A 16,387-nucleotide genomic window follows, 5' to 3' on the forward strand; every position below is an offset into this window, starting at 1 on the left:
CTTATTAAGTTACTATCGTAGTTGTAACTTTTGAGGAGGATTCATGAAATGAATAAAAAAGTGTATTTGCTTGCGATTGCGGCTTTTGTGGTTGGAACCGTGGAACTTATTTTGGGCGGTATTCTCGATCTGATTGCTGCAGATCTTCATTTGACTCTGGCGAAAGCCGGTTATTTAATATCCATCTTTTCGTTGGTATATGCCATATCTGCACCGATTCTGTTAAACGTAACGGCCAGATTTGAACGTAAAAAGGTATACATGTACACCCTGCTGATCTTCCTGGTCAGCAATCTTATTTCTGCTTTCAGTGCCAACTTTTATATGCTGATGGCAGGCAGGGCACTCGGGGCTGCGACAGGCTCGCTCATTTTTGTATTGTCCCTGACACTTGCTGCTCGCATTGTGAAGCCGCAGTACAAAGGACGTGCGGTTGGGATCATTACGATGGGTGGGAGTGCATCACTCATTCTCGGAGTGCCGCTCGGAATATTCGTGGGTAATCTGGCCGGATGGCGTGAAGTCTTTATTTTTATTGCCATATTGACTGCCATTGTCATGGTAGCCATTGGTCTTGTCATGCAGCGTGTTCAGCCGGTGCCTGTCGTCTCTTTGAAGCGTCAGTTTGCTGCACTGTGGAATCCGAGGATGCTGGCGATTCATGCGACGACCTTATTGGTGCTGGCGGGTCATTTGACGTTATATGCGTATTTCACACCATTTCTCCAGGAAACGATCGGCGCAAGTTCGACTATGGTTACCTTTATCTACATGATGTTTGGCATCGCGGCTGTTGCCGGTGGGGGACTTGGGGGCGTATTATCGGATCGCCTGCATCCGGCAAAAGCCATCGTCATTGTGTTAATTCCTTTCATTGTGAGCATGGCTGTTATCCCATTCAGTGTTGGACTGCCTCTAATTGCATTCCTCATCTTGCTGAGCATCTGGAGTGCCTTGAGCTGGACGGTTACGCCAGTGCAGAATAGTCTGATTATCAAAACATCTCCAGAAGCAGCGGAATCCCTGATCAGCACCAATTCGGGAATTGCCCACGCAGGAATTGCCCTCGGCACGTATGTTGGCGGGATGGTGATAGATCATTCCACCATTCTGTATAACGGCTGGGTAGGTTCGATTCTAATTCTTCTGGGCTTGGCCTCGGCCATATATGCGATTAGTCGCAAGGAACAATCGGTTCAGGCCCCTGCATAAGAATGATACGAAAAGAGTACGCCAGTCTAGTGCATCAAGTAGACGGTGTGCTCTTTTTGTAATTCGTAAAAGCTGGAACAATGCAGAATGAGTGTCATGTCTATGATTTGTTTTTATAGCAGCCGTTTTTAATCACTTTCAAGATATTGTATAGTGGTTACATTGACGTTCGAAATTTGGAGGCTGGAACGCTTATGAAAATAGCAAACGCTAATTTGATGAAAGAGATTAATATAAACAACGTGCGCCAAGTCATGAAACAGGTGGAGACAGCAACCAAGCCCCAACTTGCATCCTTGACCAAATTGAGTGTAGTTACGGTGAATTCGCTGGTTAAGGAATTGTGCGAGCTTGGGGAACTGTACGAGGATGAGACAATTCCCTCCAACGGGGGTAGGCCCGCGCTAACTTACCGTTACAATTATGATTTCAGCCTGGCGCTGGTAATCTATATGAGTGACAAGCAAGGACAGGATGTCATCACGGCAACCGTCATCAATTTGGAGAATACCATTTTGCTGAAAGAAGAACATACCCTGCCTGAATTTGACCAAACAAAATTTCTCGGAATCATTGAACCTATTCTCGCTCAGCATCCTTCCATCAAAGGCATAGGCATCGGGATTCCTGGGCAAACGGTGAACGGAGAAATCACGGTAAGCAGTCATCAGCAGCTGAAGGGTTTCCGTATGGCTGAAGAGATTGAAGCAAGATTTGGACTGCCGGTCATGGTGGAAAATGATGTGAATGCTGCTGTTAGCGGTTATTGTTCTCAGCAAGAACTGGATGAGGGAAACAGTGTAATCGGAATTTATTTCCCAACCCATTATCCTCCGGGCATGGGCATTTACCTTAATGGCAAAGTCGTTAAAGGCAAGAACGGCATGGCTGGGGAAATTAAATTTCTCCCCTTGGAGATGGACTGGTACAGTCCAATGAAGCCCGAGGTGTTTGCTGAAACGGTATATCAAATCATTCATACCGTAAATGCGATCCTCGCACCGGACAGGGTTGTTATTTATCAAAGTCAGGTAGAAACAGAGGCGTTTATTCGGGGCTGGGAATCGTATCAAGCGGAGCAGCTCATGCCTGTTTTCCCGGAAGTAATTTTAAATGAATCATTTCAGGAGCATTTTGAAGCGGGCATGCGGTGGTTAACCTTAAAAGAACTTGAGCCTAACATCATTCAGATTACGTGAATGTTCATGATAATAAGAACCCACCAGACACCTTGTTTCCAAAGGTTACACACCTATGGTCAGAGTCGGAAGAGGCCTATGAATCTTATATGGAGCTTTCACAAGCCGTATGCCGTTTTATGTTCAGATGACTACGCAGCGATGCAGATTCAATAATTATTCAAATTTGAACCATTTGTGCTTCCAAGCCATGCGTTATACTGAATGTGGAGAACGTTACATAATTCACAAACGAGGATTGGAAAGGTGAGATGGAATCTGATGAAGACAGTGATCGGCCGATTCAAAATTGCAGGGATATGCGAAGGGGTTTCCTTGCTCTTGCTTGTTCTTATTGCCATGCCTTTGAAATATTTCGCGGATATATCTTCTCCGGTGGCCGTTATGGGCATGATTCACGGGATACTGTTCCCTCTGTATCTTATTGCACTAGTACATTTGGCCGTTGTAAACAGGTGGAAGGCGGCACGCTGGTTCATGGGTGTCGTGGCTGGTTTGCTGCCATTTGGAACCTTTGTTTTTGAATCTTATTTGAAGAAGAGAGACTGGAATTAAAAGTTAAACTCATGATGAAAAAGGCGATCAGCCTACTGTAGAGCACAGTAGCAGAGAAGACGCCTTTTTTTTGTTATCTGTGATCGTGACAAATTAAATTCCTTGACTTTTACGGTCACTTAGGCAGGTACTTGACAGGGGTATGGTATAGTATAAAAAGTTTGGATTCATCGAATGTAGATGTAAGCAGGAGGTTTAATCGTGTACCAATACAAGGATCAGGAATATGAAGCGGTGCATTTTGACGGACACGACTTGAGATACGGGGAACTGATGCGCTGTGTTTTCAAGCAGTGTACCTTTATGAATGCTTCCATGGAAGAGATCGAGACAAGCAATTGCCGATTTATCGAATGCGACTTCAGAGGAGCGAGCATGAACGGGTCGTTTCATACGGAATCTGCTTTTGAGAACTGTACATTCAGCGGAGCTAACCTTTTTGTCTCCAAATTTACGTCCTGTAAAATGACCGGTTCTGATTTCTCGGGAGCACAGATGGACGGCGTTACCCTTATCAAGGGGGACTGGTCCTATACGAATTTGAGACACACGAAGCTGGGCAAACAGGATCTGCGGGGCATTCGCTTCTACGAAACGGACTTCTCCGATACGGATCTTGGTAAGGCAGATCTAAGAGACTGTGACATGAGCAGAGCAACGCTAAGCAGAGCCAAACTCATGGGAGCAGATTTGCGCGGAGCTAACCTGGAAGGCATTGATCTGAAGTCCCTGGACGTCAAGGGTGCTCGTATAGACACGGAACAGGCTGTATTGTTCATGCGTTCATATGGCGCAAAGGTAGATTAACACCAAATGAAATGGACACAAACCCGTGTAAATCCACAGGTTTGTGTCCATTTTCATTCCATCTTGAAGCCGACGTAATATGTAATCACTAAGAAGTTAGCTTTTTAAGAGTTTATCATACGTTAACAAGCGCTTATTTAACTGTACCCGTTTGACGATCGGACAGTAGGCTGAACCCGTTGTCAACCGAAGCCGCGGAGGCGGAAGCGGCGAATGAAGCGAATAGACAGAGGGCAGCGAGGAGTAACATGCTTTTTCTTTTCATAGATAAACCTCATTTCATTTAAGATGGTTATACTTATCCAGTATAATCCATATTATGGTAATTTGGAAAGTGAAACTTTATGGTTCATGGAGCTCCACTTGGTGATGAATAGATAATCCACTCCATTGTGCATTTTATAAGTGCATGTAATCATGGTACACTCATACTTGCTATATCATTTTGGATTGAGACGGAGGCACAAATGAAAGAAATACATGAGTTAACGTCCATAGACATGGTTGATTCGTTTATCCTGAAGCATAAGCTGACTTTTTTGTATGTCTCCAGGCAGGAATGCAGTGTGTGTCATGCCTTGATGCCCAAGATCAGAGAACTGCTCCAGCCTTATCCTTCCATTGCTCTGGGACACATCGATGCAAATCAGGTGGAAGAGGTGGCATCGAAGTTCCTCATTTTCACCGTTCCGATTATGCTTGTTCTGGTGGAGCAGAAAGAAGTTGTTCGGGCAGATCGGTTTGTTCGTCTGGATCGTTTGGCAGAACAATTGGAGCAGATTTACAGCTCATACGCATAAAAAAAAGTATAAAGCTTCAGTGTAAAAAAATTAAAGTGTTGTGCTGAAAGCGGTTTTATGCTAATTTAACAATATAAAAACGTTTTTATAGTAAAGGACTAATCATTATGGCTAAGATTACGATCAAAGATGTTGCAAGGGAAGCAGGCGTTTCCATATCCACCGTCTCCAATGCTCTGAATGGTGTGGACGTGCTTAATCCGGAGACCAAGTCTCATGTGCTGAAGGTGGCTGAGCGGTTAAATTACGTTCCCAATCTGAATGGCAAGTTGTTAAAATCCGGACAAACCAAAATGCTGGGCTTCTTCACGACCAGTGTATCAGGCCCGTATTTTTACAAACTGGTTGAGTCCATGTCGCGCGAGTGTGACCGTCTCGGATATGGGCTGAATGTATTTGTCACCAAGGATAAGCAGGTCATCATGAGCAATATCATGGGGCGCCGCGTGGATGGTGTCATTATTTATGAAGAGCTGCGAATTGATGAGCAGGATATTCTGTCCATGCAAAAAGACAAGATCAAGGCAGTCTTCCTAGACCGTGTCTACCAGAGTGAAACGATGGGAAGCGTCATATTCGACTCGTATGTGGCAGCTTACGAAGCAACGAAATACCTGATCTCACTTGGACACAAGAAGATTGCTTACATCTCGGGTGTGGATACGATGTTTGACAGCGTGCAGCGTAGGGACGGGTATCTGGCAGCTTTGCGTGAATACCAGCTGCCGGTGGATGATGATTATATCATTCAGGGTTATTTTGAGGAAGAGAGCACGTACAGTGCCATTAAGTCCTTTTTGCACCTGCATCCAGGCAAGCGTCCCGATGCATTTCTCGCGGGGAATGACCTGAGTGCGGTTGGCTGCATTCATGCATTAAAATCCGAAGGGTATGAGGTTCCTCAAGATGTAAGTGTGGTGGGTTTTGACGATATTGATATCGCTCCGTATTTTTCACCTCCGCTCACGACGGTAAGGAATCAGATTGCAAGGCAAGGAATACTGGCCATTAACCAATTGGTAGGCATGATTAAGAAGAAAGAGCAAGGTGCAGCTCAAAAATTATCGGGTGAACTCATCGTAAGAGGTTCAAGCCACGTAAAGATCGGCCGGAATGATATCGAAGCATAGTTGTGTAGGATCATTTCGGTCTTTTTTTAAATGATTGAAGCAGAATAAGGGGGTTTTTATGCACGAAAATAAAAACGTTTTTATAAGTATGGAAAGTCAGAGGGGAGCTATGGAACGTGAGTAAATTAGCTGTTGAGAAGGCAGCCGGGAATACGCCGATTGGGTCAGGTCCTAAACAAAAAAAGTCGCTAGGACAGCGGGTTAGAGAGTTTGTCATCGACTATCGCAGACAGTGGGAAATTCAGTCCATGATTATACCGGGCATTATCTTTATGATCATTTTTTGTTATATCCCGATTTATGGTCTAACAATTGCTTTCAAAAATTATACGGTCATTGATACGCTCGCTACCGCACCATGGGTAGGCTTGGAGAATTTCAGAATTATCCTGTCGGATAAATATTTCTGGGACGCGGTCGTGAATACGCTGGGCATCAGTTTTCTCAAATTGGGGATCGGCTTCGTCATTCCCATTATTCTTGCAATCATGATCTACGAGCTGAACAGTGGACGGTTCAAGAAATTTGTGCAAACGGTTTCATATTTGCCGCACTTTTTGTCCTGGATCGTACTTGGCGGCATGCTCATCACCTGGTTCTCAACGACGGGGCTATTCAATCAGATCCTGCTCAGTCTGGGCTTGATCTCGCAGCCACAAAACATCCTGCTGGATGCCGGAAAGTACTGGTGGATTGCTACGTTATCGGATATATGGAAAGAGGCCGGCTGGGGAACCATCTTGTATCTGGCCATTATGTCGAAGATTGACCCCACGTACTATGAGGCTGCCAAAATTGATGGTGCAAGCAGGCTTAGGCAAATCTGGAACATCACGCTTCCGAACATGAGATCCATCATTAGCTTGAATCTGATTCTAACGGTAAGCGGTTTGCTTGGCTCCAACCTGGATCAGACACTGGTTCTGATGAACTCGCAAAACCGAGAAAAAGCAGAAGTCATTAACTCTTATGTATATCGTATGGGGATGTCTCAGGGTGACTTTTCGTATGCGACAGCGGTTGGACTCGGTGTCTCGATTGTGTCCGTCATTTTGCTGGTTACCGCAAACAAGATCACGAGCAAGCTGAACGATAATCAATCTGTGCTGTAGAAGGAGGCGTAACGCGTGAATGGAAAGGTGGCAAAAGAAGATCTCGATAGCCGGATCTTTGATACGCTGAATATTATTTTGCTGGTCATATGTACCATTGTTATTGTGGTCCCGCTCTGGAATGTGGTCATCTCTTCCTTTAGTTCCGGCAGGGCGCTGGCGGAAGGCGGGTTCATCTTCTGGTCACCCGAGTTCTCGCTGGAGAACTACCGGGCTGTATTTAATGATTCGAGTATTTGGCAAGCCTTCTTCATCTCGGTTTCCAAAACGACAATTGGAGTGGTTACTCACGTATTTTTCTGTGCCATGGTGGGTTACGGCCTGAGCAAAAAATACATACGGGGCCGGAAGCTATATGTTGCCATGGGTGTTATCACGATGTTTTTCTCGGGCGGGATGATTCCAACATACCTGTTGATCAAATCACTCGGCCTGCTCAATAGCTTCTGGGTATATATCATCCCGGCGCTGTTCAGCTTCTATGATGTCGTGATTCTGATGAACTTCTTCCGGAACGTCCCGGATTCTCTGGAGGAATCAGCCAAAATCGATGGCGCCGGAGACTGGCATATCTTCCTCAAAATCTTCATCCCGCTCTCCATGCCAGCAATGGCTACGATTGCGCTGTTCAATGGAGTGGGGCAATGGAATGACTTCATGACAACCAAGCTTTACATAACGGATCAGTCATTATATCCACTGCAGATGATGTTATATGAGATTATTGTGCAATCCCAGACGCAATCCATGCAAAATATCGGAGGCTCTGCGGTCATTGAAACAACGACCAAAGGTGTGCAGCTCGCCACGATCGTCATTACTACTTTGCCAATCGTGCTGATCTATCCCATCCTTCAGAGATATTTTATATCAGGAATGATGCTGGGGGCTGTCAAAGAGTAGTGCCAATTCAAGTTGGATCTATAAAGGTTTTTGAATGCTTGTTCAAGTATGTACCACATTCTGAGGAGGAATCTCGATGTTGAACATGAAGAAGGCCATCGGTCAAACGGGTGTTAAACTGAGTGCTGCCCTGCTGACAGCAGTAGTATTGGTTACAGGATGCGGAGGAGGAGCAGGTGGCTCCGGTGAGGGGAATTGGATTTCCATTGAAGACCGATACACGGTTGATCCGGAGACGCCGGCATGGCAGCTGGACAAAAAAGAAGAGGTAACGGATCTAACCTGGTACGTTAACGCGGACTGGTGGAATACCGATTTTGGCAAAGACATCGTCACGAAGAAAATCAAAGAGGACCTGAACATCAACATCAAATTCATTACAGGGGATGACACGAAACTAAATACCTTTTTTGCCGGTGGGGAGATGCCAGACCTGCTCACTGTATTCGACTCGAACTCTCCTGTCGTGCAAAAGGCAGCAACCTGGGCACTGCCGCTGAATGATCTGGCTGAGAAATATGATCCGTATTTCAACAAGGTGGCTGCGGCAGATACCCTTAACTGGTTCCAGCTGTCTGATGGCAAGACCTACGGATATCCGAACTATTCCAATACACAAGCCGATTATGATAGCGGTAACATTCCGGCCAAAACAGCATTTATCATCCGCAAGGATGTCTATGAGGCACTGGGAAGTCCAGTCATTGGAACACCGGAAGAATTCCAGAGCGTAATGAAGCAGATCAAAGAAAAGTTTCCAACGTTGATCCCATTCGGATTTAACGCCATTGGAGAGGGTACAGGTTCGCTCGGTGATACGCTGCAGGATTTCATCGGTGTACCTCTGGAGAATGAGAACGGCGAATTCTACGATCGTAATCTGGATGAAGACTATCTCGCTTGGTTGAAAACGCTGAACACCGTATACAGAGATGGTAATATCAGTGATGACAGTTTTGCAGATGACGGTACGGCGTTCGAGGAAAAAGTGAAATCGGGAAAATATGCAACGATGCTGCTGGACGGCACACCACAGCAAGGAGGCAATCTTCAAATTTATATGAGTGCTAACTCTGGCAAGGAGTATATTGCAATTGACGGTCCACAGAGTACCAATGGCCATGCTCCAACGTTGAATCAATCCGGCATAACGGGCTGGATGATCAACTTTATTTCCAAGGACAGCAAGGATCCGGCCAAAGCCATTCAGATCTTCACGTATCTGCTCAGTGAGGAAGGCCAGACGCTGATGAACTATGGTATCGAAGGCGAAACTTTCCAAACCCAACCGGACGGTACGGTTGAATTGCTGCCAGCCGTGAAGGACCTGCAGCTCAACAATGCAGATAAGTTCAAAAAGGATTATCGCATGGGTGAATTCATGTTCTTCGGTCATGATCGTCACAAAGCGTTAAGTGCGGATGCTTTTCCTGAGTCGATTAAACAAATGCAGGAATGGGGCAAAGGCAAGCTGAAACCTCATTTTATTCTGGAGAATATCAATCCGGATCAAGGAACACAGGAAGCACGTGCCTTGTCTGCCATCAACACCAAATGGAATTCGACACTGGTAAGTATGGTTCGAGCGAAGGATGATGCTGCATTTGATGGTGCACTTGCCGCTTACAAGTCATTCTTGGATGAAAATCGCTGGGATGAGATCGTGAAGGTCCGCAGTGAGAAGATGAAACAGAATAAAGAGAAATTAGGCATCCAATAAAAGAAAACCGGAGGGGATCAGATGAGCCAATTCAAGATCTATCGATCAACAGGAGAACATGAACTATTTATGCCTGTATCAGGGGAACAATTGGAATCGCTCCAATCGGACCGGGAACCAATTGAAGTCAAGCTGGATGATCAGCATACTTTTCAGGAGATGGATGGTTTCGGAGCTTCATTTACCGATTCGTCAGCGTATCTGATTCATCAGATATTGAGTGAAGAACAGAGGGAAGAGCTAATGATCAGGCTATTTCACCCGCGGGATGGCATCGGCTTGTCGGTCATTCGCAATCCAATGGGCGCATCCGATTATGCCAGAACGGTATACAGCTATAATGATCTACCTGAAGGGGAAACTGATCGAGAGCTTGCCCGTTTCAGTATTGCGCATGATGAAGAGGATGTAATCCCCTTAACCCGGAAAGCGCGCGAATTAAATCCGGATCTGAAGCTGTTTCTTTCGCCCTGGAGTGCTCCGGGTTGGATGAAAACAAGCGGGTCCATGATTACGGGACAACTGAAGCATGAGTATTATCCGGTGTACGCCGAATATTTTGCCAAAACCATCAAAGCATACGCGAAACATGGACTGCCCGTCCATGCAGTGACACCGCAGAATGAGGCATTGTATGAACCGGGCCATTATCCAGGCATGCTGATGCCAGCGGAAGCACAGGCGGATTTTATCAAGAATCATCTGAAACCTGCCTTTGTTAGCCAAGGCATTCAGACCAAGATTCTCTGTTATGATCACAACTGGGATGAACCGGGTTATCCACTTACCGTGCTGGAGCAGGCGGGAGAGGAGGTGGATGGCGTGGCTTGGCACTGGTACGGAGGCGAAGCATCCGCACAAACGAAGGTGTATGAAGCGTATGCAGGTAAAGAGGTGCACTTTACGGAGGGGTCAGGAGGAGATTGGATTCCTCCCTTCGAGGAGGCTTTCTCCAATGTCATGCGAACAGGAATTCAGATTCTTCGGAACTACAGCAAGTCTATGGTGCTCTGGAATATGGCACTTGATGAGAACAACGGGCCAACGGTGCCTGGGTTTGGTCGCAGTACTTGTCGCGGCATCGTGCAGGTAAATCAGCAAACGGGTGAGCTTATGTACACACTCGATTACTATGCACTGGCTCATTTTAGCGCATTCATTCGCCCAAAGGCCGTTCGTATTGAATCCGCTTCAAGTCATGTCTCCATATCCAACGTGGCCTTCAGCAACAGGGACGGTTCCATTGCCGTAGTTCTATTCAATGATGGGGAAGAGTCTGGTAATATCCGGCTGAAGCTTCGTGATGAGGAACTGTTAAACATATTCATGGAATCCAAAAGTGCACTGACCATTTTGATTCCTAGTCGATAATTCGTATTCAAAAAAGCCGATCCGCAGTGTGAATCATCCCTGCAGATCGGCTTTTCGTACGCTTCATTTCATCCAAACATCTGAATAGCGAGATTGGGCGTTCCTGAGCTATCGTCGATAAACAACACATATTGGTTACCGCTGGTTCCCGTCAGTACAAGGCCTGGTTGATTTAAAACACCCGGATTGTAGTATAACAACTGCTGCACTACCGGCAAGACGGCAGGAAGCGTTGGTTGATTCAGCGCCATGATCTGGGTGGTGGCTTTTACGCTGTCCCCTGCGTGAACAACTCCGCCGACTCCGAGACTGTTTGTAAGGGAAGTGCTGCCATTAATTTGAAGATGGCCGGCAATGGTCTGGTTTCCGTTCACCTGCAGGTTCAGCCCGACCGTTTCATTACCATTCACATGCAAATCCTGATTGATGGTCTGGTTTCCCGTAACGAGGATACTACTAAATGTTGTCAAACATATCAACTCCCATCTGGTCTTGATATAGTTTATGAGGACAAGAACCGAATGGACACGGGGTTCTGGCACATTTACTTGGGAGAAACAACCTATTCTGTCTAGTTGAATACCTAAAAATCCAACTCTAGAAACCTAGCCAGTCATCCATGCATATTGTAGGCAGAGAGTGTCAATCCGCTACGGGATCGGAGGGTTTGGTTATCAAAAAAAAGAGACGGATGCAAATTAAATCTCAAAAAAATAAGCTCTCTGTGCAGCATCCCAACCGGTGGTTGCTAAGACAGATGAATGCCACATTACATCGGAAACTGAAGTTGATTCAGCATCATCTGACCGTGCAGCAGACGGATCTGCAGCAGCACTTGATGAAAATTCTGGAGGATGGGAATCGTCAGTCTAAGGACGTTCAGCCACAGGTCGTTTACAAACAATTGAATGTGCTCATCATTACGCCATATATGGACCGAGAGCTCTCTTCCATTGCCGTTCATGTTGAGCAGAGTCTGAGGCATCTCGTGAAAAGTATACATGAAATCAAAGTAATTCAGCCGCTGGGAGCATACCTGAATACATTCCAAACCGATCTGATTATCGTGCTGGGCGGCGAAGAGGCACTACCAGAAGAGAGTATTGAAGCATTACGGATCTCGCCGATCAAAAAGGCCATCTGGTTATCTGATCAATCTGGTGTGAAGGACTTGGGTTCAGTTATGACCATATTCGATTATGTGTTCACACAGGATCCGGCAAACATTACATTCTATCAGCGCATGGGTGATGCGCTATGTTATGAAGTTCCTTTTCCACCAAATCCGAACGTATTCTATCCTCAGACCGCGCGCAAGCAGGATGAGTCTGATGTATATATCATTGGAGATGCGCAGCCTGGCAGTTGCCTTTTTGCATTTGCGAATCATGTCTTATTATCCGGCAAAAAGGTTCGGGTAGAGGGGGAGGGATGGAAGCAATATGGAGCGTTTATCCCTGTGCAAGCGGATGAGAAACGGGAATGGCTGTACAATGGGACCAAAATTGTTATTCAGGACAACTCTTCGATCAGAAGTATCATGGAGGTGGCTGCTTGCGGCACGTTCCAACTGAACTCGAGCTCTTCAAGCGCGGGTCTGGATACAGATGTATTCATAAGCTATGATTCGCTTGAGGAACTTGTTGAGAAGTTCGACTATTATTGGAATCAGGTGGATCAGCGAAGACTGGCTGCTTCGCGGGCAATGACTTACGTGAAATATAATCATTCCTATCTTCAGAAAAGCTTGCAGCTTCTGGATCGTATATTCCGATAAATCCGGCTGTCTAATGGAGGAATCCTGATTGAAGCTTATTGCGTTACATTTACCTCAATTTCATCGGATTGCTGAGAATGACAAGTGGTGGGGGGATGGATTTACCGAGTGGACGAATGTAAAAAAGTCAATATCCTTATACCCGGGACATGTACAGCCCAAGAGGCCGCTCCAACAGAACTATTATAATCTGACAGATCCTGCGGTGCGCAAATGGCAGGCAGAGACTGCAAAATCCTATGGGATATATGGATTCTGTTATTATCATTACTGGTTTAAGGGCAAGCGGCTGCTGGAGAAGCCGTTTGATGAAATCATAAAAACCGGGGAGCCTGATTTCCCTTTTTGTTTGTCTTGGGCGAATGAACCCTGGACCCGTAAATGGGACGGTCAGGAATCGGATGTTCTGATATCACAGGACTATGGAGACGAGAGCGATTGGAAGGATCATTTCGAGTATCTGATTAGGGCCTTTAAGGACAAACGCTATATCCGGGTGGAAGGTAAACCCATGTTTCTTATATACCGGCCTGCAAGCATTCCCCGCTGTGAGGACATGATTCGGTACTGGCGCAAGCTGGCGGTGAAACATGGACTGGAGGGTATTCATTTTGTACAAACGATAGGCGGATTTCCGACCTATAACAGCCAGGCTTTTGACGCAAGCATGGAATTTGAGCCGCATTATACGTTTGCTCATGGCCACACGAACGAAATCTGGATCGAGATGAATATCGGGAGTCAGAAGCATATTGTCGTGAACTACGACAAGGTATGGACGGCCATCCTGGAAAGGTCACCACATCGGAACGGGGAAGTGGTTTACCCTGGTGCTTTTGTAAATTGGGATAATACGCCGCGTCGCGGCATGGATGGACAGAGTACGCTCGGCTCCACTCCCGAGAAATTTGGGCTGTATCTGTCCAGGCAGGTGGAGAGGGGACAGAAATCGTACAAGAGTGGCTTCATGTTCGTTAATGCCTGGAATGAGTGGGCAGAAGGCGCATACCTAGAACCGGACGAAGATTATGGCTACGCCTATTTGAAAGAAGTCAAAAGGGTTATCCGACAAAACGAGGGAATCAATTACAGGCATCTATAAATGGTGGGGTTCCTCATAAGGGACTCCATTTGTTTTTGCAAACAGAGCAACATAAGCAGTAAGGCATAACCAGTAACGCATAAAAAGCCCTTATGTTGCTGGCAGAGTCGTTTGTTTACGGAATTCAGTCGGGGTTAACCCGGTATGCTTCTTGAACAGCCTTGAAAAATAATACAAATCCCGAAATCCGAGATGTTCAGCAATCATGGTAATGGTGTTCGGCGTACAGCTGAGCAGCTCCTTGGCTTTGTCCACTTTTTTGCCTGTAATGTAGTGAATGGGTGGTACGCCAACCTGCTGCTTGAAGAAGCGAATGAAATAGTTGGGATGCATATAAGCGATCTGCGCCAGATCCTGCACGGTAATATTTTCTTCAATATGGGCATCGATATAGGCGAGTAAGGCAGACATTTTCTCCATGACGGGTATATTCAGATACGTAATCTGCTCCAGATCCAGATTCATCAGGTAGTGGGATATAAGCTCCATCAGTTTGCTTTTGGCCATCATGTGAGCATATACCTCACCGGATCTGGCATACAGAAGAATATGATTGAAGATTTCATTGACCAATTCAGGGCGTTCTATAGTACAAAAGTGAGGAAACTTCAAAATTTGAAATAGATTAATTCCCCCGACCTTAGCGCTGAAATGACACCAATACTTCAGAAAAGGCTGATCGCTGATGACTGAATAGGATTGAGTGACCCCCTCAGGCATCAAAAAAAGCTGTCCAGGTGCAGGATAATACTCCTGATCCCCAATCTTCAACCATCCTTCTCCTTCGCTGATCCAATAAAATTTGCTGTAGTCGGGGGTGTAATCCAGATCACGCCAGTCTGCATCACACCGATTATAGTTGACCATGAACAGTTCCACCTGCAGGTTGGACAGGTAGTTCGTAAGCAGCGTCTGATGATTCATGAGCGTATCTCCTTACAAGGTTATTATTGTGCATCCAAAAGTTAGTGTTCTGCATGTCTATCCCTTCTTCCTACCGCTACAATACAAGGGAACAGGATAACGAAAGGGATGAGAACAGACGATGGAGCATACCGAATATTTGCAAAAGATTGAAGCCACCATTGCTGAAGGGCGATTCAAAGATAACTGGAAGTCACTCCGTGCGTATCAGGTCCCGGATTGGTACAGGAATGCCAAGTTCGGCATTTTCATTCACTGGGGACTGTATTCCATTCCGGCTTATGATAGTGAGTGGTACTCACGTAATATGTATATCCAGGGTTCCCAAGCCCATGAACACCATCTTGAAGTATATGGGCACCCGAAGGATTTTGGATATAAGGATTTCATTCCCATGTTCCGTGCGGAAAAGTTCGATGCTGACGAATGGGCCACACTATTCAGAAAGGCTGGAGCCAGATACGTGATGCCTGTCGCTGAGCACCATGACGGATTTCAAATGTATAAAAGCTCCATTTCCCACTATAACACAGTTGAAATGGGACCCAAACGCGATCTTCTGGGGGAGATGAAGACCGCTTATGAGAAGCAAGACCTTACATTGTGCGTCTCCTCGCACCGGGCAGAGCACTGGTTCTTCATGTCCCACGGGAAGGAATTCGAATCGGATATCCAAGAGCCCCTTAGTCGCGGAGATTTTTACTGGCCTGCCATGCCTGAGCCGGACCATCATGATCTGTATGGCTCACCTCCTTCCAAGGAATTTCTGGAAGACTGGCTGGTTCGCTGCTGTGAGCTGGTTGATCAATATCAGCCGCGAGTCTTTTATTTTGATTGGTGGATTCAGAATGCAGCCTTTAAGCCCTACCTGAAAAAATTCAGTGCGTATTACTATAACAAAGGAGAAGAGTGGGGAATTCCTGTAGTCATTAACTACAAACATGATGCGTTTGTGCTGGGCTGTGCCGTTCCCGACGTGGAACGAGGGCAGTTTGCCGACCTCAAGCCCTACTACTGGCAAACCGATACGGCCGTCGCCAAAAACTCCTGGTGCTACACGGAAAATAATAACTACAAAACAGCGAATGAAATCATCCGGGATCTGGTCGACATTGTGAGCAAAAACGGCAATCTGCTTCTCAATATTGGACCCAAAGCGGATGGCAGCATACCGGAGGAAGACCGGGATATTCTGTTAGCCATAGGTGAGTGGCTCGGCGTGAACGGAGAGGCCATCTATGATACTTCCTTCTGGCGTACTTATGGCGAAGGTCCGACAGAAGTGAAGGAAGGCCAGTTCACAGACGGGGATACCAAGATGTTTACCAGTGAAGATATTCGTTTTACAGTAAAAGACAGCAGTCTCTACGCCACGGTTCTTGTCTATCCGGACAACGGAGAGGTTCGTATTCGATCCTTAAAAGAGAATTCACATCACTTCCAAGGAATAATCAAAAGCATTGAGATTTTGGGATTTGATGAACGCCCTCAATGGGTAAGAACAGCAGATGCGCTGGCGATCACAACAACAAATGTGAAGAGCGAATCGCCTGTCGTATTCAAGATTGAAATGGATTAAGTGAAGGATGGAGCCGGCAGCATTGTCGGTTCTTTTTGTTATTCATGGTTGTGTAGAGGGTGTGCTATGCATTTCAGTTGTCTCTTACACAGCAAGTCTTAGTCATAAAGACATGATTTCAATCTATGGCGATACCAATGGTGCGCAATTATGAAAAAAAGATTTCAAGTTAAGAGAGACATCAGACATATAAAAG

The 16,387-nt window shown here is 45.9% G+C and carries 16 protein-coding genes; 13 read left to right on the top strand and 3 right to left on the bottom strand.

The window, feature by feature from the left end; translation table 11 throughout:
• Positions 1-48: 48 nt before the first annotated feature.
• From AC3WQ3_RS28185 to AC3WQ3_RS28200, 4 genes are all read left to right on the top strand, one after another.
• Positions 49-1,212, top strand: coding sequence for an MFS transporter (locus AC3WQ3_RS28185; RefSeq protein ID WP_492474327.1), 1,164 nt, complete (start codon positions 49-51; stop codon positions 1,210-1,212).
• Positions 1,213-1,406: 194 nt separating this feature from the next.
• On the top strand, positions 1,407-2,411 hold the full coding sequence (locus AC3WQ3_RS28190; RefSeq protein WP_492474328.1) for an ROK family protein: 1,005 nt from the start codon (positions 1,407-1,409) through the stop codon (positions 2,409-2,411).
• A gap of 261 nt (positions 2,412-2,672) precedes the next feature.
• Positions 2,673-2,966, top strand: a complete 294-nt coding sequence (locus AC3WQ3_RS28195) for a DUF3817 domain-containing protein (protein WP_336779889.1) — start codon at positions 2,673-2,675, stop codon at positions 2,964-2,966.
• 201 nt (positions 2,967-3,167) lie between these two features.
• Positions 3,168-3,773 carry a pentapeptide repeat-containing protein gene (locus AC3WQ3_RS28200; protein WP_154893345.1) on the top strand — a complete coding sequence of 202 codons (606 nt, stop codon included), beginning with the start codon at positions 3,168-3,170 and terminating at the stop codon, positions 3,771-3,773.
• A gap of 133 nt (positions 3,774-3,906) precedes the next feature.
• Here AC3WQ3_RS28200 and AC3WQ3_RS28205 read toward each other — a convergent pair whose 3' ends face one another.
• Positions 3,907-4,038 (bottom strand): hypothetical protein, encoded by a 132-nt coding sequence (locus AC3WQ3_RS28205; RefSeq protein ID WP_261779882.1) that lies wholly within the window; start codon positions 4,036-4,038, stop codon positions 3,907-3,909.
• Positions 4,039-4,240: 202 nt separating this feature from the next.
• Here AC3WQ3_RS28205 and AC3WQ3_RS28210 point away from each other — a divergent pair, with 202 nt between their 5' ends.
• The 6 genes from AC3WQ3_RS28210 (at position 4,241) to AC3WQ3_RS28235 (ending at position 10,809) form a co-directional block, all read left to right on the top strand.
• The gene (locus AC3WQ3_RS28210; RefSeq protein WP_154893344.1) at positions 4,241-4,573 is read left to right on the top strand and encodes a thioredoxin domain-containing protein; all 333 of its coding nucleotides are present in this window, start codon (positions 4,241-4,243) and stop codon (positions 4,571-4,573) included.
• A gap of 107 nt (positions 4,574-4,680) precedes the next feature.
• On the top strand, positions 4,681-5,703 hold the full coding sequence (locus tag AC3WQ3_RS28215) for a LacI family DNA-binding transcriptional regulator (protein WP_127535951.1): 1,023 nt from the start codon (positions 4,681-4,683) through the stop codon (positions 5,701-5,703).
• 116 nt (positions 5,704-5,819) lie between these two features.
• Complete coding sequence (locus tag AC3WQ3_RS28220) at positions 5,820-6,815, top strand: ABC transporter permease subunit (protein ID WP_261779881.1); 996 nt, start codon at positions 5,820-5,822, stop codon at positions 6,813-6,815.
• Positions 6,816-6,830: 15 nt separating this feature from the next.
• Positions 6,831-7,718: a carbohydrate ABC transporter permease gene (locus AC3WQ3_RS28225; RefSeq protein WP_095287395.1), complete on the top strand. Its 888-nt coding sequence runs from the start codon at positions 6,831-6,833 to the stop codon at positions 7,716-7,718.
• A 76-nt stretch (positions 7,719-7,794) separates the two neighbouring features.
• Positions 7,795-9,438, top strand: a complete 1,644-nt coding sequence (locus AC3WQ3_RS28230; RefSeq protein WP_492474329.1) for a type 2 periplasmic-binding domain-containing protein — start codon at positions 7,795-7,797, stop codon at positions 9,436-9,438.
• 21 nt (positions 9,439-9,459) lie between these two features.
• Positions 9,460-10,809 (top strand): glycoside hydrolase family 30 protein, encoded by a 1,350-nt coding sequence (locus AC3WQ3_RS28235; RefSeq protein ID WP_492474330.1) that lies wholly within the window; start codon positions 9,460-9,462, stop codon positions 10,807-10,809.
• Positions 10,810-10,877: 68 nt separating this feature from the next.
• Here AC3WQ3_RS28235 and AC3WQ3_RS28240 read toward each other — a convergent pair whose 3' ends face one another.
• Entirely contained in the window at positions 10,878-11,279 is a 402-nt protein-coding gene (locus AC3WQ3_RS28240; protein ID WP_154893342.1) for a hypothetical protein, read from the bottom strand.
• A 221-nt stretch (positions 11,280-11,500) separates the two neighbouring features.
• Here AC3WQ3_RS28240 and AC3WQ3_RS28245 point away from each other — a divergent pair, with 221 nt between their 5' ends.
• Both AC3WQ3_RS28245 and AC3WQ3_RS28250 read left to right on the top strand, forming a co-directional pair.
• Positions 11,501-12,586, top strand: coding sequence for a glycosyltransferase family protein (locus tag AC3WQ3_RS28245; protein ID WP_492474331.1), 1,086 nt, complete (start codon positions 11,501-11,503; stop codon positions 12,584-12,586).
• Positions 12,587-12,614: 28 nt separating this feature from the next.
• Complete coding sequence (locus AC3WQ3_RS28250; protein WP_492474332.1) at positions 12,615-13,688, top strand: glycosyltransferase WbsX family protein; 1,074 nt, start codon at positions 12,615-12,617, stop codon at positions 13,686-13,688.
• A 90-nt stretch (positions 13,689-13,778) separates the two neighbouring features.
• Here the strand turns inward: AC3WQ3_RS28250 and AC3WQ3_RS28255 are convergent, their stop codons facing one another.
• Positions 13,779-14,612 (bottom strand): AraC family transcriptional regulator, encoded by an 834-nt coding sequence (locus AC3WQ3_RS28255; protein ID WP_492474333.1) that lies wholly within the window; start codon positions 14,610-14,612, stop codon positions 13,779-13,781.
• A 121-nt stretch (positions 14,613-14,733) separates the two neighbouring features.
• Between AC3WQ3_RS28255 and AC3WQ3_RS28260 the strand changes: the two genes are divergently transcribed.
• Positions 14,734-16,191 (top strand): alpha-L-fucosidase, encoded by a 1,458-nt coding sequence (locus tag AC3WQ3_RS28260; protein WP_492474334.1) that lies wholly within the window; start codon positions 14,734-14,736, stop codon positions 16,189-16,191.
• Positions 16,192-16,387 lie beyond the last annotated feature (196 nt).

This window comes from Paenibacillus sp. FW104-T2 (genome assembly GCF_058789975.1).

Coding starts and splice junctions, on each gene's coding strand:
- AC3WQ3_RS28185 (WP_492474327.1), top strand. CDS start 49: ATGAATAAAAAAGTGTATTTGCTTGCGATTGCGGCTTTTGTGGTTGGA.
- AC3WQ3_RS28190 (WP_492474328.1), top strand. CDS start 1,407: ATGAAAATAGCAAACGCTAATTTGATGAAAGAGATTAATATAAACAAC.
- AC3WQ3_RS28195 (WP_336779889.1), top strand. CDS start 2,673: ATGAAGACAGTGATCGGCCGATTCAAAATTGCAGGGATATGCGAAGGG.
- AC3WQ3_RS28205 (WP_261779882.1), bottom strand. CDS start 4,038: ATGAAAAGAAAAAGCATGTTACTCCTCGCTGCCCTCTGTCTATTCGCT.
- AC3WQ3_RS28210 (WP_154893344.1), top strand. CDS start 4,241: ATGAAAGAAATACATGAGTTAACGTCCATAGACATGGTTGATTCGTTT.
- AC3WQ3_RS28215 (WP_127535951.1), top strand. CDS start 4,681: ATGGCTAAGATTACGATCAAAGATGTTGCAAGGGAAGCAGGCGTTTCC.
- AC3WQ3_RS28230 (WP_492474329.1), top strand. CDS start 7,795: ATGTTGAACATGAAGAAGGCCATCGGTCAAACGGGTGTTAAACTGAGT.
- AC3WQ3_RS28235 (WP_492474330.1), top strand. CDS start 9,460: ATGAGCCAATTCAAGATCTATCGATCAACAGGAGAACATGAACTATTT.
- AC3WQ3_RS28245 (WP_492474331.1), top strand. CDS start 11,501: ATGCAAATTAAATCTCAAAAAAATAAGCTCTCTGTGCAGCATCCCAAC.
- AC3WQ3_RS28255 (WP_492474333.1), bottom strand. CDS start 14,612: ATGAATCATCAGACGCTGCTTACGAACTACCTGTCCAACCTGCAGGTG.
- AC3WQ3_RS28260 (WP_492474334.1), top strand. CDS start 14,734: ATGGAGCATACCGAATATTTGCAAAAGATTGAAGCCACCATTGCTGAA.